At 73.9% G+C, this 20,320-nt stretch carries 2 protein-coding genes; both read left to right on the forward strand.

Annotation, left to right across the window (positions count from 1 at the left end; translation table 11 throughout):
• Nucleotides 1–117 precede the first annotated feature (117 nt).
• Nucleotides 118–20,115, forward strand: a complete 19,998-nt coding sequence (locus AW271_RS03660; protein ID WP_083976023.1) for a non-ribosomal peptide synthetase — start codon at nucleotides 118–120, stop codon at nucleotides 20,113–20,115.
• Complete coding sequence (locus AW271_RS03665) at nucleotides 20,112–20,309, forward strand: MbtH family protein (protein ID WP_062331650.1); 198 nt, start codon at nucleotides 20,112–20,114, stop codon at nucleotides 20,307–20,309. Before AW271_RS03660 ends, AW271_RS03665 begins: the two co-directional genes overlap by 4 nt.
• Nucleotides 20,310–20,320 lie beyond the last annotated feature (11 nt).

Raw genomic sequence — 20,320 nt, forward strand, 5'->3', positions numbered from 1 at the left:
AACTGAACCGATCGCCACGAATCCTCATCTTAGGTTAGGCAGCCCTTAACTCTAGCGCCCGGGTTTAGGTAGCCTTTCCCGAGAACTTAGGTAATGCTTACCTTAGTAGTAGCGTTTATGGTTTGGGAGGCTCGGTCTTTCGTGTCCGCTATCGATCAGTCGGCGGCTTTCTGGCGCCAGCGCCTGACCCCTCTTCCGCAGCGGCTCACTCTCCCGGTGGACACGGCACTCCCGCCCGGACCCCGGCGCGGGCGGCGGTCGCTGCCCGCCGTCCCGGAGGCGACGGGGCTGGCCGCCGTCGCGGCCCTGCTGCACCGCTACAGCGGCACGACCGACTTACTGATCGGGTACGACACCCTCCCGCTCCGCCTGGCGATCACGGGGTCCACCCCCTTCTCCGATCTTGTACGCAGCGTCACCGCCGCCCTGGAAGAGGCCCGCGCCCACGGCCGCCCGGAGGACCTCCCCGAGGTCGCCGTCGCGGTGGGCCCGTGGCCGGCCGACGTCGCGCTCACGGTGACCTTCGACGACAACGGCGTCGTCTTCGACGGGCCCGGCGACCCCGCCCACCTGGCCACCCTGCTGGCCGACGCGCTCGCCCGCCCCGGCACGCCGGTCGCCGACCTGGACCTGATCCCCGCCGCCGAGCGCACCCTCATCCTCGACGGCTGGAACCCGACCACGCACGCCGTGCCACTGCGCACGTGGCCGGCCATGTTCGCCGACCAGGTCGCCGCCCGCCCCGACGAGGTCGCGCTGGTCTTCGAGGACCAGTCGCTCACCTACGCCCAGCTGAACGCGCGCGCCAACCGCGTCGCGCACGCCCTCATGGCGCGCGGCGCGGGCCCGGAGAAGGTCGTCGCGCTCGCGGTGCCCCGCTCGCTCGACCTGATCGTCGCCGAGGTCGCGGTGCTCAAGTCGGGCGCCGCCTACCTGCCGGTCGACACCGACTACCCGCCCGACCGCGTCGCCTACATGCTCCAGGACGCCCGGCCGGTCTGCATGGTGACCACCACCGAGACCGCCGAACCGGGCAGCCTGGTGCTCGACGCGGCGGAGACCGTACAGGAACTGGAGACCAGGCCGGCCACCGATCCGGTGATCGACCTGCGCGTCGGCAACGCCGCCTACGTCATCTACACCTCCGGCTCCACCGGCAAGCCCAAGGGCGTGGTGTTGTCGCACGCCGGGGTCGCCAAGCTGGTCGCCACCCAGGTCGAGCGGTTCGGGATCGGGCCGCACAGCCGGGTGCTGCAGTTCGCCTCGCCGTCGTTCGACGTCGCGTTCTGGGACCTGTGCCTCGGGCTGCTGTCGGGCGGCCGCCTGGTCGTGGTGCCGTCGGAGCGGCGGGTGCCCGGACGGCCGCTGGCCGACTACGCGCACGCCCACGGCATCACCTTCATGATCCTGCCGCCCGCGCTGCTCGACGCGATGCCCGCCGACGTCGTGCTGCCCCCGGCGACGCTGCTCGCCGGCACCGAGCGGGTCTCGCCCGAGCTGGTGAACCGCTACGCGCGCGGCCGGATGATGTTCAACGCCTACGGCCCGACCGAGGCGACCACCAACTCCACGCTCGGCCTCTGCGACCCCGACATCGCCCCCGGCTCCATCGTGCCGATCGGCGTGCCCGACCCCGGCACCCGCGCCTACGTGCTCGACGACCGGCTGAAGCCGGTCCCGGCGGGTGTCCCGGGCGAGCTCTACCTGGCGGGCGAGGGCCTGGCCCGCGGCTACCTCGGCCGCCCCGCGCTCACCGCCGAACGTTTCGTCGCCGACCCGTTCGGCGGCCCGGGGGAGCGCCTCTACCGCACCGGCGACCTGGTCAGATGGCGGTCGGACGGCCGCCTGGAGTTCCTCGGCCGGGTCGACTCCCAGGTCAAGATCCGCGGCTTCCGCATCGAGCCCGGCGAGATCGAGTCGGTGCTGCGCGCCCACCCGGCCGTCGAGCAGGCCGCCGTCGTGGTGCGCGAGGACCGTCCGGGCGACCGCCGCCTGGCGGCCTACGTCGTGCCCTCGCTCGACGCGGGGGCGAGCGTCGCGGAGTGGAAGGACCTGCACGAACTGCTCTACTCCGCCTCGGCCGGCGACGGCTTCGCCGGGTGGAACAGCATGTACGACGGCCTCCCGATCCCCCTTGAGGAGATGCGCGAGTGGCGCGAGGCCACCGTCGCCCGCATCGCCGCCCTCTCCCCGGAGAGGGTGCTGGAGATCGGCGCGGGCAGCGGCCTCATCCTGTCGCGGATCGCGCCGTCGACCGAGGCGTACTGGGCGACCGACCTGTCGGAGGAGGCGATCCGCGCCCTCGGCGACCGCCTCGACCCCGCGCTGGCCGGCAAGGTCCGTCTCCAGGCTCAGCCCGCCGACGACGTCACCGGCCTTCCCGAGGCCTTCTTCGACGTGGTCGTGGTGAACTCGGTGGCGCAGTACTTCCCCGACGCCGCCTACCTGGAGCGGGTCCTCCGCCGCGCGGCGACGCTGCTCGCGCCCGGCGGCGCGGTCTTCGTCGGCGACGTGCGCAACCTCCGGCTCCTGCGCACGCTCCGGGCCGCCGTGGAGACCCGCCGCCACCCCGACGACAAGCAGGCGATCCGCGCGGCGACTGACCGCTCGGTGGCGTGGGAGGGCGAACTCCTCCTCGACCCCGACTTCTTCGCCACCCTCGACGGCTTCACCGCCGACATCCGGGTCAAACGGGGCCGCTTCCACAACGAGCTCACCCGCTACCGCTACGACGTCGTGCTGCGCCCCGGCGCTTCCGCGCCCGCCGGACAGCCGGCCGTCCGCTGGACGGGCCCGGACCTCACCCTGGCCGACGGCCTGCGCGTGACGGGCATCCCCAACGCCCGCCTGACCACCGACCTCACCGCGTTGTACGCCATCGACGACACCAGCCGCCCGGCGGCGGCCGACGCCGTCGACCCGGAGGACCTGCACGCCCTCGCCGAGGCGCAGGGCTTCGAGGCGACCATCACCTGGGACGCCCAGGCGGACGACGGCTCCCTGGAGGCGGTCTTCACCCGGCCGGGAGCCGGCGCGCCGGTCTACCGTCCCTCCGGCGGGTTCCCGCCGGCCAACCGGCCCGCGCCCTTCCGGGACGTCCAGGCGCTCATGCGGGTGCTGCGGGCGCACGCCGCCGAGTTCCTGCCCGACTACATGGTCCCGGCCGCGTTCACGCCGCTCGACCGGCTGCCCGTCACGGCCAGCGGCAAGATCGACGCCGCCGCGTTGCCCGCGCCCGACTACGCCGCGCTCAGTTCCGGCCGCGCGCCGCGCGACCCCCGGGAGGAACTGCTCTGCGCGTCGTTCGCCGAGGCGCTCGGGGTGCCCGGCGTGACGATCGACGACGACTTCTTCGCGCTGGGCGGCGACAGCATCACCGCCATCCGGGTGCTCGCGGGCGCCCGTGCGGCCGGGCTCCGGCTGACCTCCCGTGACGTCTTCCGGCACCGCACGGTCGCCGCGCTGGCCGGCGTCGTGGGCGACGTGCGGGCCGCGACCGTCACGGCGCTGGAGATCCCCGAGGGGGCCGACGTCAGCGGGCTCGACGTCGAGGAGCTGCTGCCGCTCAGCCCGCTCCAGGAGGGGTTCTACTTCCACTCGCTGGCCGACGACCACGACGCCTACGTGGTGCAGCAGGTCGTCGAGCTCGACGGCGACGTCGACCCCGAGCGGCTGCGCCGGGCGGCGGAGCGGCTGCTCGCCCGGCACGCGCCGCTGCGGGCCTGTTTCCGGCCGGGCGCCGACGGGCGTCCGGTGCAGGTGATCCGGCGGGAGGCGGTGCTGCCGTGGCGGGAGGCCGCGCACGACGTCACCGCCGAGGAGCGGGCCCGGCCGTTCGACCTGGCCGGCGCGCCGCTGCTGCGGTGCGCGCTGATCGGCGGCCGGCGGCTGGTGCTCACGTTCCACCACATCGTGGCCGACGGGTGGTCGCTGCCGGTGCTGCACCGGGAGCTGCTCGCGCTGTACGCGGGTGAGGAACTGCCGGAGGTCACGCCGTACCGGGAGTTCCTGCGCGGCCTCGCCGGGCGCGACGGCGAGGGCGCGCGGGCGGCCTGGGCGCACGCCCTGGCCGGGTTCGACGAGCCGGCCCGCATGATCGACGCGCCGCCGGGGCCGGTGGCGCCGGCGCACGTGCGGGTCGAGCTCGCCGAGGACGTCACCGAGCGGCTCACCGCCCGGGCCCGCCAGCTCGGGGTGACGCTGAGCACGGTCGTCCAGGGGGCCTGGGGGCTGCTCCTCGGCCGCACCCTCGGGCGCGGCGACGTCGTGTTCGGCACCACCGTGTCCGGCCGCGACGCCGAGGTGGCCGGGATCGAGGACATGGTCGGCCTGTTCATCAACACGCTGCCGACCCGGTTCCGGTGGAGCCCGGCGGCGACGCTCGCCGACCTGCTGACCACGCTCCAGAACGAACAGGCCGCCCTGCTCGACCACCAGCACCTCGGTTTGGCCGCCGTCCAGCGGGCCGCCGGGCGCGCGGGCGGCGGGGAGCTGTTCGACACCCTGGTCGTGTTCGAGAACTACCCGTCCAGCGGCGGCCTCGCGGCGGGCGGCCTGCGGATCGCGGGCGCGGAGTTCCACGACACCGTGCACTATCCGCTCGCGCTGATCGTCAAGCCGGGCCGCCGCCTCGACCTGCGGCTGAAGTTCCACGACGGACGGGTGCCGCGCGCCGACGCCGAGGGGATCGCCGACCGGCTGGCCCGCCTGCTCACCGCCGTCGCCACCGACCCCGGCCAGCGCGCCGCCCGCGTCGACCTGGCCGAGGACGTCCGCCCGCAGCAGGGCGAGACCGTCGCGATCACGCCCACGACCCTGACCGAACGCATCGCGGCCCAGACCGCCCGGACCCCGCACGCGCTCGCGGTCGTGTACGAGGACACCCGCCTCACCTACGCCGAACTCGACGCCCGCGCGGCCGAACTCGCGACCCGGCTGCACGCGGGGCGCGGCGACGTCGTCGCGGTGGCGGTGCCCCGGTCGGAGCAGCTGCTGATCGCGCTGCTGGCGGTGCTGAAGTCGGGCGCGGCCTACCTGCCGATCGACACGGGCTACCCGGCCGACCGGATCGCCTACATGCTGTCCGACAGCGGCGCGACGACGGTGATCCGGGGTCGAGAACTATATGTTGAAATGTCGGGCGGCGAGAGCCGCCCGAACCCCGCCGGGGCGCGGCCCGGTGATCCCGCGTACCTGATCTACACCTCCGGCTCGACCGGCCGGCCCAAGGGGGCGGTCGTCTCGCACGAGGCCATCGTCAACCGCCTCCGGTGGATGCAGGGCGCCTATCCGCTCGACGCGGAGGACAGGATCCTGCAGAAGACCCCGGCCAGCTTCGACGTCTCCGTCTGGGAGTTCTTCTGGGCGCTGTGTGAAGGCGCGGCGGTGGTGTTCGCCAAGCCCGACGGCCACCACGACCCCGCCTACCTCGCCGATCTCATCGCGGCCGAGGGGGTCACCACGATGCACTTCGTGCCGTCGATGCTGGAGGCGTTCCTCGCCGCCCCGGAGATCACCGCCGACCCCTCGTGGGCGACGTCGTTGCGCCGGGTCTTCTCCTCGGGCGAGGCCCTCCCCGGCCAGGCCGCCCGACGCTGGACCGACCTCACGCGCGTGCCCCTGCACAACCTCTACGGCCCCACCGAGGCGGCCGTGGACGTCACCTTCCACCCGTACACGACCGACCAGGACGACGTCGTCGTCCCGATCGGCAGGCCGGTGTGGAACACGGGACTGCGCATCCTCGACACGTGCCTGCGGCCGGTGCCCGACGGGGTGCCCGGCGAGCTCTACCTGACCGGCGTCCAGCTGGCCGTCGGCTACCACGACCGGCCCGGCCTGACCGCCGAGCGGTTCGTCGCCGATCCGTTCGAGGCGGGGCGGCGCATGTACCGGACCGGCGACCTCGTCGCGCGGCGTCCCGACGGCACGGTCGACTACCTCGGGCGCACCGACCGGCAGGTCAAGCTGCGGGGCAACCGCATCGAGCTCGGGGAGGTCGAGGCCGCGCTCGCCGCCGTCGACGGCGTGACCCGGGCCGCGGTCACCATCCGGTCGAACACGCTGGTCGCCTACGTGGTCGGCGACGTCACCGAGGACGAGGTCCGGCACGCCGTCGCCGAACGCCTTCCGGCCGCGATGACGCCCGGGGCGTACGTGATCCTGGACGCCCTTCCCCTGACCCCGAGCGGCAAGCTCGACCGCGACGCCCTGCCCGCGCCGAGCGCGCGGCGGGCGGCGGCCCGCGCGGCGGGCAACCCGCGCGAGGAGCTGCTGACCGCGATCTTCGCCGAGGTGCTGAAGCTCGCTGAGGTGGGCGCGGACGACGACTTCTTCCTGCTCGGCGGCGACAGCATCAGCTCGATCGGCGTCTCCAGCCGGGCCCGCGCGGCCGGGCTGGCCGTCAGCCCGCGCGACGTCTTCGTGCACCGCACCCCGGCCGCGCTCGCCGCCACCGCCGGGGCCGTGACCGCGCAGCGGGCCGCCGTGTCGGAGTTCCGCCTCACCGACGAGGAGCGGGCGAGGCTCGGCGACCTGGAGGTGTGGCCGCTGGCCCCGCTCCAGGAGGGGCTGTTCTTCCACTCGAACTTCGACGCGGGCGAGCTCGACGTCTACACCGTCCACGAGACCTTCGACCTCGACCGGCGGCTCGACCCCGAGCGGCTGCGCGCCGCGATCGGGGCGCTGCTGGCCGCCACGCCGGGCCTGCGGGCCGGATTCACCAGCGACGGGCTGCGCCAGCCGGTGCAGTTCATCGCGACCGACTACGAGATCCCGCTGGAGGTGCACGACGACCCCGAGGACCTCGACGCCCTCATGCGGGCCGAGCGCCTCAAGCGGTTCGACCTCGGCGAGCCGATCCTGTTCCGGGTGCTGCTGATCCGCCTCCCCGACCGCGACCGCCTGGTCGTCGGCCGCCACCTGCTCCTGTGGGACGGCTGGTCGGCGTGGTTGTTCCTCGACCGGCTCTTCTCCCTGTACGAGAACCTCGACGCCCCCCTGGGCGCCGGCGGCTACCGCGACTACCTGACCTGGCTCGACGCCCAGGACGCCGCCGTCGCGACCGCCGCCTGGCGGGCGGCGCTGAAGGGTCTCGACGAGCCCACCCTGCTCGCCCCCGGCGACCACGACCCGGTCATCCCCGAGGAGCTCGACCGCGACCTGCCCGGCACCCTCCGCGACGTCGCGCGCAACCGGGGCCTCACCCTGAACACCCTGTTCACCACGGCGTGGGGGCTCACCCTGGCGAGCGTCACCGGCCGCAGCGACGTGGTGTTCGGCACCACCGTGGCCGGACGCCCCTCGGAGGTGCCCGACGTCGAGAACGTCATCGGCCTGTTCCTGAACACCGTCCCGGCCCGCATCGCCTTCGACCCGGCCGAGCCGGTCGGCGCGCTGCTGCGCCGGGTGCAGGACGAACGCCTCGCGCTGATGCCGCACGAGTGGCTGGGCCTGGGCGTCGTGCAGGCCGAGACCGGGCACCGCAGGCTGTTCGACACGCTGTTCGTCATGCGCGACGGCGACACCCGCGAACGCCTCGCCGACCTGCGCGAGCGCCACGGCGCGACGGCGGTCGCCAACGTCGACGCCACCCACTACCCGGTCAACCTGATCGTCACCCCGGGCGATCCGACCCGGGTCACCCTGGCCTACCGCCCCGACCTGGTGACCGAGCGGTACGCCGCCGACCTCCTCGACCGGTTCGCGCTCATCGTCACCCGGCTGGCCGCCGACGCCGACGCCCCCGCGGGCCGCCTCGACCGGTCGCTCCCGGCCGAGCTCCCCGACCCGGGGGAGAACCGCGTCGACGAGCCGGCCGACACCGTCGCCGACCTGCTGGCCCGGCAGGCGGAGCGCACCCCGGACGCCACCGCGCTGGTCTTCGGCGACGTCACGGTCACCTACGCCGAGCTCGACGCGAAGATCAACCGCATCGCCCGCCTGCTGATCGCCCACGGGGCCGGGCCCGAGGCCGTCGTGGCGCTGGGCCTGCCCCGCTCGATCGACATGGTCGCGGCGCTGTTCGCCGTGCTCAGGACGGGCGCGGCCTATCTGCCGCTGGAGCTCGACCACCCCGACGACCGCCTGGCCGCCATGCTCGACGACGCCCGGCCGGTCGTCCTGGTCACCACGCCGGAGGTGTCGGCCCGCATCGCGACCGCCACCCCGAGGGTCTACCTCGACCGGCTCGACGACCACGCCGCCGACCCGGTCGAGGTCTCCTTCAGCCTCGACCATCCCGCCTACGTCATCTACACCTCCGGCTCGACCGGCCGCCCGAAGGGCGTCGTCACGCCCTACCGGGGCCTGACGAACATGCAGCTCAACCACCAGAGCGAGATCTTCGACCCGGCCGTCGCCTCGGCGGGCGGCCGGCGGCTGCGCATCGCGCACACGGTGTCGTTCGCGTTCGACATGTCGTGGGAGGAGCTCCTGTGGCTGGTCGAGGGCCACGAGGTGCACGTCTGCGACGAGGAACTGCGCCGCGACGCCCTCGCGCTGGTCGCGTACTGCGAGGCCAACAGGATCGACGTCGTCAACGTCACGCCCACCTACGCCCACGTGCTGATCGACGAGGGGCTGCTGGAGGGGCACCGGCCGCCGCTGGTGCTGCTCGGCGGCGAGGCGGTCTCCGACCACGTCTGGTCGGTGCTGCGCGACACCGAGGGCACCTACGGCTACAACCTCTACGGCCCGACCGAGTACACGATCAACACGCTCGGCGGCGGCACCCACGACAGCGACAGCCCGACCGTCGGCACCCCCATCCGGGGCACCCGGGCGCACATCCTCGACGGCTGGTTGCGGCCGGTGCCCGAGGGGGTCGCGGGCGAGTTGTACATCTCCGGCATCGGCCTGGCCCGCGGCTACCTGCGCCGTCCCGGCCTGACCGCCGAACGGTTCGTCGCCGACCCGTACGGGCTGCCCGGCGAGCGCATGTACCGCACCGGCGACCTGGTGCGGCGGCGTCCGGACGGCAACATCGACTTCCTCGGCCGCACCGACGACCAGGTGAAGATCCGCGGCTACCGCATCGAACCGGGCGAGGTGGAGAGCGCCCTGACCCGGCTGCCGCAGGTGGCCCAGGCCGCCGTGGTCGTCCGCGACGACCGGCTGGTGGCCTACCTCGTGCCCGTCCCGGGAGACCGCCGCGAGACCGAGAGCGCCCAGATCGGCGAGTGGCAGGAGATCTACTCCGACGAGTACGAAGAGATCGGCACCGCCGTCTGGACCGAGGACTTCGCCGGCTGGGACAGCTCCTACGACGGCGCCCCGATCCCGCTGGAGCACATGCGCGAATGGCGCGAGGCGACGGTCGACCGCATCCGCTCGCTGAACCCGAGGAACGTGCTGGAGATCGGCGTCGGCTCCGGCCTGCTGCTCTCGAGGCTGGCCCCCGAGGCCGACAGCTACTGGGCCACCGACTTCGCCGCCCCGGTCATCCGCAAGATCGGCGAAGACCTGAAGCGGGACCCCGGACTGGCCGCCAAGGTCACCCTCCGGCACCAGGCGGCGAACGTCACCGACGGCCTGCCGCGCGACTTCTTCGACACGATCGTCATCAACTCCGTCATCCAGTACTTCCCGAGCCTCGACCACCTGACCGAGGTCATCGAGGGGGCGATGGCGCTGCTCAAGCCGGGCGGCGCGCTGTTCGTCGGCGACGTGCGCAACCTGCGGCTGAACCGGCACTTCCACGAGGCGATCCAGGCCGTGAAGGGCGGCGACGCCGACCGCAGCCTCGCCCTGGAGAAGGAGCTCCTGGTCGACCCCGACTACTTCGCCGGCCTCGGCCACCCGGTGGACCTGCGCACCAAGCGCGGCCACCACCACAACGAGCTCACCCGGTACCGCTACGACGTGGTGCTGCACGCCGCGGAGCCCGAAATCTCGGTACGAGACGTCCCGGCGATCGCCTGGCCCGACTTCACCGGGTTCGACGGAAGCCCGGTCCGGGTGACCGGCATCCCCGACGGCCGGATCGTCGAAGGCGGCGTCGAGCCGGAGTTCCTGCACTCCTTCGGCCCGGCCCTCACGACGTGGTCCGCCGAAGAGGGGTGCTTCGAGGCCGTGTTCCTCGCCGAGGTCCCGCGTGCGGTCGAGGGCGTCTACCGGACGACCGGGGGAGTTCCCCTGGCCAACGACCCCGGCGACGCCCGCCGGGCGAGCGACCTGGTCGCGGCCGTCAGGGAGGACGTCAAGCGGGAACTGCCCGACTACATGGTGCCGGGCGCGTTCGTCGTGCTGCCGAAGTTGCCGATGAACGACAACGGCAAGCTCGACCTGACCGCCCTGCCCTCACCCGAGCCGGTCGCGGGCGGGGGCGGCCGCGCGCCGCGCACGCCCGTCGAGGAGACCCTCTGCCGCATCTTCGCCGAGGTGCTGGGCCTTGCGCGGATCACCGCCGAGGACACGTTCTTCGAGCTCGGCGGCCACTCGCTGCTGGCCACCCGGGTGGTCAGCCGGGCCCGCGCCGAACTCGGCGCGGAACTCGCCATCAGGGACCTGTTCGAGGCCCCGACCCCCGCGCTGCTGGCCGAACGCGTCGCGGGCAGCGCGCCGGCCCGCCCGGCGCTGACCGCGCCGCCTCGGCCCGCTCGGGTGCCCGCGTCGGCCGCGCAGCGGCGTCTCTGGTTGGCCGAGCGCCTGTCGGGCGGCGACGCCTACCACTTCCCGCTGGTCGTGAAGGTGCGCGGCGCGTTCGACGCCGCCGCGTTCGAACGCGCCGTGCACGACGTCACCCGCCGCCACGAGGTGCTCAGGACCGTCATCGAGGAGATCGAGGGCGAGCCCCACCAGGTCGTCACCGACCTCCCGCCGACCTTCACCGACGACCCCCACCGGCCCTTCGACCTGGCGGCCGAGCCGCCCATCCGGGTCTCCGTCCGGCCGACCGGCCCGGACGAGCACGAAGTGGCGATGATCCTGCACCACATCGCCACCGACGAGTGGTCCGACCGCCCGTTCCTGCGCGACCTGGACACCGCCTACCAGGCCCGGCTCCGCGGAGAAGCCCCCGCGTGGGACCCCCTGAAGGTCCAGTACGCCGACTACACCCTCTGGCAGGAGCGCCTGCTGGCCCAGGACGGTGAACGCCAGCTCGCCTTCTGGCGCGACCGCCTCGACGACCTGCCCGACGAGATCGCCCTCCCGTACGACGGCCCCCGGGTGCCCGGCGGTGCGTCGGGCCTGGTCAGCCTCGACGTGCCGAACGCCGAGGCGCTCAGGGAGCTGGCCGCCGCCACCGGGACCAGCGTCTTCATGGTGCTCCAGGCGGCCGTCGCGGCGCTGCTGCACCGGATGGGCGCGGGCGACGACATCCCGATCGGCGCGCCGATCGCGGGCCGTACCGACGAAGGGCTCGACGACCTCGTCGGGTTCTTCGTGAACACCCTCGTCCTGCGGGCCGACCTGTCGGGCGACCCCACGTTCGGGGAGCTGCTCGGCCGGGTGAAGGAGGCCGACCTGGCCGCCTTCGAGCACCAGGACCTGCCGTTCGAGCGGCTCGTCGAGGACCTCAACCCGTCCCGGGTGCCCGGCCGCAACCCGCTGTTCCAGGTCATGATGGGCTACCACCACCGTCCTGGTGGCGACCCCGACGTGCTGGGCCTCGCGACCGAGTGGGTCGACACCCGGATCGAGACGGCCAAGTTCGACCTCGACTTCACCTTCGTCGACGGCCCCCGCATGACCCTCCTGCTGGAGTACGCCGAGGGCCGGTTCACCGAGCGGACCGCCGCCGACCTCGCGGCCCGCGCGCTGCGGCTGCTCGGCGGCCTGCGGCTCGACATGCGGGTCAGCGAGCTGCCCGTGCTGCTCGACGGCGACGCCCCGGTCCGGAGCGCGGCCCCGGCCCTGCCGTTCCGGTCGATCCCGTCGATCCTCGACGAGCTGGCGGCGACCAGGCCCGCCGACACCGCTCTGGTCACCGCCGACCGTTCCTACACCTTCGCCGAGCTGGCCGAGCGGGCCCGCGCGGTGGCCGCGCACGTCATCGCCAAGGGCGCGGGGCCGGAGAAGGTCGTCGGGCTGGCGGTCTCCCGGGCCGAGATGGTGCCCGCCATCCTGGGCGTGCTGGCCTCGGGGGCGGCGTACCTGCCGATCGACCGGGGGTATCCGGCCGACCGGCTGGCGTACATGATCGCGGACACCCGGCCCGTCTGCGTGCTGGCCTCGCTCGACGGCCTGACCGGCACGGCCGACGTCGCCGACGTGCGGCCCGACAGCGCGGCCTACGTGATCTACACCTCCGGTTCGACCGGCACCCCGAAGGGCGTCGTCGGCACCCACCGGGGCCTGGCCAACCTGTTCGCCAGCCACGCGGGCAACCTGATCGCCGCCGAACCGGCCAGGGCGCTGCACGCCGCGTCGTTCAGCTTCGACGGCTCGTGGGAGCCGCTGCTCTGGCTGCTGGCCGGGCACCCGCTGTACCTGGCCGACGAGCAGACCATGACCGACCCGGCCGCCCTGCTCGCCCTGATCGAGCGCGAGCGGCTCGACTACGTCGACCTCACCCCGACCTACCTGCGGGAACTCATGCACCACGGGTTCCTCGACGGCTACGCGCCCAGGGTCCTCTCGGTCGGCGGCGAGGCCACCCCGCCCGAGTTGTGGCAGCGGCTCAAGGAGCTTCCGGGGGTCGTCGTGCACGACCTCTACGGCCCGACCGAGTGCGCGGTCGACGCCTACGGCTGGCACGACGGCTGGGCCGCCCCGGTCGCCGGCATCCGCGTGTACGTCCTGGACGCCCGCCTGCGCCCCCAGCCCGCCAACGTGCCGGGCGAGCTCTACCTGGCCGGCCCCGGGCTGGCGCGCGGCTACCTCAACCGGCCGGGCCTGACCGCCGAACGCTTCACCGCCGACCCGTTCGCGGCGGGGGAGCGCATGTACCGTACCGGCGACCTGGCCCGGTTCCGCCCCGACGGCATGCTCGAATTCCTCGGCCGCGCCGACGACCAGGTGAAGCTGCGCGGCTTCCGGATCGAGCTCGGCGAGATCGAGGCCGTGCTGCGCGCCCACCCGGCCGTCACCCAGGCGGCGGTGATCGTGCGCGAGGAGACGCTGGTCGCCTACGTCGTCTCGGCCGCGTCCGAAGACGAGCTGCGCGCCCACGTCGTGGCGCAGGTGCCCGACCACATGGTCCCGGCCGCGTTCGTGCCGATGGACACGCTGCCGAGGTCGGTCGCCGGGAAGCTCGACCGCCGGGCGCTCCCGGCCCCCGAGCGCCGGGTCTCCGCCTCGCGCCGCCCCCGCGACGCCCGCGAGGAGGTGCTGTGCGCGGTCTTCGCCGACGTGCTCGGCACGGAGGTCGGCCCCGACGACGACTTCTTCGCCTTCGGCGGCCACTCGCTGCTCGGCATGCGCCTGGTGAGCCGGATCAGGGCGGTGCTCGGGGCCGAGGTCTCGCTCCGCGCGGTCTTCGACGCGCCGACCCCGGCCCGGCTCGCTCTCCATCTTGGCGACGCCGTCCGGCGGGGGCCCGTCCCGGCCGAGCGGCCCGAGTTCCTCCCGCTCTCCTACGCCCAGCGCCGCATGTGGCTGCTCGACCGCATCGACGACACCAGTGCCTACGAGATCGCCACCGCCTGGCGGCTGGAGGGCACGCTCGACGTCGATGCGCTCCGGCAGGCGCTGAACGACCTCGCCGAACGGCACGAGGCGCTGCGCACCGTCTTCCCCGAACGCGACGGCGAGCCCTACCAGCTCGTGCTCCAGAACGTCACCGTCCCGCTGGTGGAGGGCCCGGTGACCGCCGGGTTCGCGCTCGACCGCGAGATCCCGATCAGGGCGCACCTCGCCGGCGGCGTGCTGACGCTGGTCGTCCACCACATCGCCACCGACGAGTGGTCGGACGCGCCGCTCCGGCGCGACCTGGCCACCGCCTACAACGCCCGCCGGTCAGGGCGGGCCCCGGAGTGGGCCCCGCTCCGGGTCCAGTACGCCGACTACACCCTCTGGGCCCCCGAAGGCGACACCGCGCACTGGGCGGAGACGCTGCGGGACCTGCCCGACGAGCTGGTCCTCCCGGCCGACCGGCCGCGCCCGCCGGAGAGTTCCTTCCGGGGCGGCCTGGCGGGCTTCGCCCTCGACGCCGACCTGTTCGGCGGCCTCCGCGAGGTCGCGCGGGCCCACGGCGTCAGCATGTTCATGCTGACCCAGGCCGCCGTCGCCGCCCTGCTCAACCGGCTCGGCGCGGGCGAGGACATCCCCCTCGGCACGCCGATCTCCGGCCGCGCCGACGAGAGCCTCGAAGACCTCGTCGGGTTCTTCGTCAACACCCTGGTGCTGCGCACCGACCTGAGCGGCGACCCGACCTTCGCCGAGCTGCTCGGCCGGGTCAGGGGCACGGCGCTGGCCGCCTACGAGCACCAGGACGTGCCGTTCGAGCGGCTCGTCGAGGTGCTCGACCCGCCGAGGTCGCTGGCCCGGCACCCGCTGTTCCAGGTCATGGTCGTCTACCTGACCGGCCGGGCCGGCCCGCCCGCCTTCGACGGGCTCACGGTCACCGAGGTCGAGACCGGCCAGGACACCGCCAAGTTCGACCTGAGCGTCGACTTCGTCGAGCACGACGGCGGGGTCGAAGGCTGGATCGAGTACAGCGCCGACCTGTTCGACCAGGAGAGCGCCGACCTGCTCGCCGCCCGTCTTGTGCGGCTCCTGCGCCAGGTGGCCGCCGACCCCTCGGTCCGGGTACGCGACCTCGACGTCCACATCGAGCAGCCCCCGGCCTTCACGACCGTCGGGCTCCCGGCGGCGACCCTGCCCGAGCTGTTCCGCGAGCAGGTCCGCCGCACTCCGGACGCGCTCGCGCTGGTCTTCGGGGACACCCGGCTCACCTACGCCGAGTTCGACGCCCGCGTCGAGGACACGGCCAGGGTGCTGGCCGGGCTCGGCGCGGGCCCGGAGACGACCGTCGCCGTGGCGCTCCCGCGCTCGGTCGAACTGGTCGTCGCCCTGTACGCCGTCCAGCGCGCCGGAGCCGCCTACCTGCCGCTCGACCCCGGCCTGCCCGCCGACCGGAAGCGCTTCATGCTGGCCGAGGCCCGCCCGGTCGCCGTGATCGACGGCGCGCTGCCGACCGGCCCCCACGCCGACCTGCCCACCGGCTACCCGGGGAAGAGCCCGGCCTACGTGATCTACACCTCGGGCTCGACCGGCCGCCCGAAGGGCGTCGTCGTCCCGCACGAGGGCATCGCCAACCGGCTCCGGTGGATGCAGGCCGAATACGGGCTGACCGCCGAGGACCGCGTCCTGCAGAAGACCCCCGCGAGCTTCGACGTGTCGGTGTGGGAGTTCTTCTGGCCGCTGATCACCGGGGCCGCGCTCGTCGTGGCCCGGCCCGACGGCCACCGCGACCCCGCCTACCTGGCCGGGCTCATCGAGCGGGAGGGCGTGACGACGGTCCACTTCGTGCCGTCGATGTTGCGCGCCTTCCTCGACGTCTTCCCGGATGTCGAGGTGCGCGCTCTGAAGCGGGTGCTCTGCTCCGGCGAGGCCCTGCCGGCCGACCTCGCCGCGCGTTTCCACGAGCGGATCGACGCCGAACTGCACAACCTCTACGGCCCCACCGAGGCGTCGGTCGACGTCACGGCCGTCGAGGTGACCGGCGACGACGTCACCATCGGCCGCCCGGTCTGGAACACCCGCACCTACGTGCTCGACCGGTGGTTGCGGCCGGTCCCGCCGGGCGTCGCCGGGGAGCTCTACCTCGCGGGCGTGCAGCTCGCGCGCGGCTACCTCGACCGGCCCGGCCTGACCGCCGAGCGGTTCGTCGCCGACCCGTTCGCGGCGGGGGAGCGCATGTACCGTACCGGCGACCTGGCCCGCTGGAACCGCGACGGCACTCTCTCCTACCTGGGCCGCACCGACCACCAGGTCAAGATCCGCGGCTTCCGGATCGAGCTGGGCGAGATCGAGGCCGCCATCGGCGGCGTCAACGTCGTGGTGGCCCGCGACGACCGGCTCGTCGCCTACGTGGCCGGCGAGCCGCGCGAGCTCGACCTGGCCCGGACGCTGCCCGAGTACATGGTGCCCGCCGCCGTCGTGTGGCTCGACGCGCTGCCCCTGACCACCAGCGGCAAGCTCGACCGCAACGCGCTGCCCGCGCCCGACTTCACGGCGGGCGACGCCCTCCCGGCGACCCCGCGCGAGGAGACGCTCGCGGGGGTGTTCGCCGACGTGCTCGGCCTCGACCGGGTCGGCGCGGAGGACGACTTCTTCGCCCTCGGCGGCGACAGCATCGTCGCGATGCGCCTGGTCAGCCGGGCCAGAGCGGCAGGTCTCCAGCTGACCCCGCGCGACGTCTTCCGGTTCCGTTCGGTACGCGGCCTCGCGGCCGTCACCTCGGAGGCGTCCGACGACGAGCGGTCGGTCGCATTCTTCACCCCGGAGGAGCGCGCCGAGTTCGCCGACCCGATCCTGCCGGTGACCCCGCTCCAGGCCGGGTTGCTCTTCCACGCCTCCTTCGACGAGGAGGACGTCTACACCGTCCAGGTCGTCTACGAGATCGGCGGCGAGGTCGACGCCGAGCGGCTCCGCGCGGCCGGTCAGGCCCTGCTCGACCGCCACGAGAACCTGCGCGCCGGGTTCCGGCACCTGTCGTCGGGCCGCCCGGTGGCGGTGATCCCGGCGCACGTCGAGCTGCCCTGGCGGGAGGTCGCCCCCGACGACCTCGACGCCGAGCTCGCCCGCGAGCGGACCGGCTTCCCGGTCGACCGGCCGCCGCTGCTGCGCCTGATGCTGGCCGGGAACCGCCTCGTGCTCACCCACCAGCACGTCCTCCTCGACGGCTGGTCGCTGCCCGCGCTGATGGCCGAGTTCACCGCCCTCTACGAGGGCCTCCCCCACCCGGTGGCCCGGCCGTTCCGCGACCATCTCGAATGGCTGGCCCGCCAGCCGGCCGACGACGCGCGGCGGGCCTGGGCGCAGGAGCTCGACGGCGTCGAACCGACCCTGCTCGACCAGGGCGGCCACCGCCCGGCGGCGCCGCTGCTCCACGAGGTCCGGTTGTCCGCCGAGGAGACCGGCAGGCTCGCCGCCTACGCCCGCTCGAACGGCCTGACGCTGAACTCGGTCGCCCAGGGCGCGTGGGGCCTGCTGCTGGCCCGCCTCACCGGCCGCGACGACGTCGTGTTCGGCGCGACCGTGTCGGGCCGCGACATGCCGGGCTCGGAGGCGATGGTCGGCCTGTTCATCACGACCGTCCCCGTGCGGGCCACCCCGCGCGAGGGGGAGCGGATGACGGCGTACCTGACGCGGCTCCAGGACCGGCAGGCGGCGCTGATCGAGCACCAGCACCTCGGCCTGGCCGGCATCCAGAAGGCGGCCGGGACGGGCGAACTGTTCGACACCCTGATGGTCTTCGAGTCCTACCCGGACGCCGGTGGTCACGACCGGTTCACCCCGATCGCCCACCACGACGCCACGCACTACCCGCTGACCTGGGCCGTCGAGCCCGGCGACGAACTGGTGCTGACGGCCGAGTTCCACGGCGACCGGGTCAGGGCCGAACGCGTCGCCGACGCGCTGGTCGACATCCTGAAGCGGGTCGCCGACGACCCGCTCGTGGGCGACCTCGACGGCCTTGCCCCGGGGGAGCGCGCCTGGCTGCTCGACCAGGGCGCCGGTGTGGTCCTGGAGACCGGCGGCACCGTGCCCGAACTGTTCGCCGCGCAGGCGGCGGCCACCCCGTCGGAGGTGGCCCTGGTCGCCGGCGGCCGGTCGTGGACCTTCGCCGAACTGGCCTCTTCCGTCGACTCCGTCGCCCGCGCCCTGGTCGGCAGGGGCGCGGGCCCGGAGAAGATCGTCGCGCTGGCGCTGCCGCGCACGGCCGACCACGTCATCGCCATCCTGGCGGTGTTGCGGTCGGGGGCGGCGTACCTGCCGATCGACCCGGCGCTGCCGACGGCCCGCGTCGCCGACATGCTCGCCGACGCCGCGCCGGTGCTGGTGCTGGAGTCGCTGGAGGGCCTCGACGGCTCCGGCGAACTGCCTTCGGGGTACGACCCGGGGCACCCCGCCTACGTCATCTACACCTCCGGCTCGACCGGCCGCCCGAAGGGCGTCGTGGTCACCCACGGCTCGCTGGCGAACCTGTTCCACAGCCACCGCGCCGACCTCTACGACCGCGTGAAGGCGTCCACGGGACGCCGTCACCTCCGGGTCGGCCACGCCTGGTCGTTCTCCTTCGACGCGTCGTGGCAACCACAGCTCTGGCTGGTCGACGGCCACGCCCTGCACGTCGCCGACGACGAGACGCGGCGCGACCCGGTCCTGCTGGAGCGGTTCGTGCGCACCCACGCGCTCGACTTCATCGAGGTCACCCCGTCGTTCCTGGCCCAGATGCCGGGCCTGGTCGACGACGGCCCGCTGGCCCTCGTCGGCGTCGGCGGCGAGGCCGTCACCGACGCGTTGTGGACGCGGATGCGCGACGGAGTGAACCTCTACGGCCCGACGGAGGCCACGGTCGACGCGCTCGTGGCCCATACGGCTGACAGCGCGACCCCGCTGGTGGGCCGCCCCGTGGCCAACACCAGGGCTTATGTCCTGGACGCGGGCCTGCGCCCGGTCGCCCCCGGCGTCACCGGCGAGCTCTACCTGTCGGGCGCGGGCCTGGCGCGCGGCTACCTGAACCGGCCGGCCCTGACGGCGGAACGTTTCGTCGCCGACCCGTTCGCGGCGGGCGAGCGCATGTACCGCACCGGCGACCTGGCCCGCTGGACCGCCGACGGCAGGCTCGACTACCAGGGCCGCGCCGACGACCAGGTCAAGGTCCGCGGCCACCGGGTCGAACCCGGCGAGATCGAGGCGGTGCTGACCCACTGGGCGACGCAGGCGACCGTCCAGGTCGTCGGCGGCCGGCTGGTCGCCTACGTCGTCGGCGCGGCCGACGACCTGCGCGAGCAGGCCGCCCGGGAGCTCCCCGACTACATGGTCCCCAGCGCCTTCGTCGCGCTCGACCGGCTGCCGCTGCTCCCCAACGGCAAGCTCGACCGGGCCGCCCTCCCGGCTCCGTCGCTCGCGCCGTCGGAGAGCCGCCCCGCCGAGGGCGACGCGGAGCGGGCGCTGCTGGCGGCCTTCGCCGAGGTGCTGGAGGTCCCCGGGCTGGGCGTCGAAGATGACTTCTTCGCCTTCGGCGGCGACAGCCTGGTGGCGATGCGCGTCATCACCCGCGCCCGCGCCGAGGGCTGGACGGTCACCGCCCGCCAGATCTTCGAGTCCCGCACGGCCGAGGCCCTGGCCCGGGTGGCGTCACGGGCGGCGATCCCGCTGACCCCGATCATGCGCCGCCTGGTCGCGCGGCCGCACATGGAGTCGTTCTGCCAGTCGGCCGTGATCCGCCTCCCGGCAGGCCTGACGTTCGACCGGTTCGAGGACCTCCTCCGGAAGGTCGCCGACCACCACCCGATGCTCCGCTCCCGCCTCGCCGACGACGGCCTCCACATCGGCGACTTCGTCACGGGAGACCTGGACCCCCGGAGCGGCAGAATGGTCAGCGTCGACCGGCTCGGCGACCGGGTCAGGTTGTCGATCCACCACCTGGCGGTCGACGCCGTCTCGTGGGGCGTCATCCTCGACGACCTCGCGGCCGCCTGGCGCGGCGACGCGTTGCCGCCCGTCCCGGTGCAGTTCCGCCAGTGGGCCTCGCCGGGCGACGACCTGCCCGAGACCGGCACGCACGGTCTGGTCCGCGACGCGCTCACGTCGGTGACCGAGGTCCCGGCCTTCGACGTCACTCCGGAAAGGCTGATCGCGACCCTGCGGCAGGCTTTCGGCCGCGACGTCACGATCGAGGTCGAGGGCCACGGCCGCGACGGCTCGCTGGACCTGTCACGTACCGTGGGCTGGTTCACGAAGATCACCGTCCACGGCGAAGGCCGGCCGGAGGTCCTGCTGAACTACCTCGGCCGGGTCTCGCCGGAGGAGGGCGACTGGACCGTCGACCCCACAGCCGAGGAGACCCCCGACCACCCCGACGCCCCCCTGATTCACTCGTACACCATCGACGCCGTCACCATGGACGGCGTGTTCACCGCGACCTGGACGCGCGCCCCCGGGGCGCCCGACCTGGCCGACAAGTGGCGCGACGCGCTAGAGAAGGGAACCCCCGCATGAGCAGCAACCCGTTCGAGAACCCCGACGGCGTGTACACCGTCCTGGTGAACGAGGAGGGCCAGCACAGCCTGTGGCCCGAGTTCGCCGACGTGCCCGCGGGCTGGACGGTGAGCTTCGGGCCGGCGGCGCGGCAGGCGTGCCTGGACCACATCGAGGCGACGTGGACGGACATGCGCCCCAAGAGCCTGCGATAGCACGAGAGGGC

It is taken from the genome of Herbidospora sakaeratensis (genome assembly GCF_001570525.1).
Taxonomy (GTDB): domain Bacteria; phylum Actinomycetota; class Actinomycetes; order Streptosporangiales; family Streptosporangiaceae; genus Herbidospora; species Herbidospora sakaeratensis.

Bases quoted from the DNA above. Each gene is read 5' to 3' on its own strand.
- AW271_RS03660 (WP_083976023.1), top strand. From the start codon at position 118: ATGGTTTGGGAGGCTCGGTCTTTCGTGTCCGCTATCGATCAGTCGGCG.
- AW271_RS03665 (WP_062331650.1), top strand. From the start codon at position 20,112: ATGAGCAGCAACCCGTTCGAGAACCCCGACGGCGTGTACACCGTCCTG.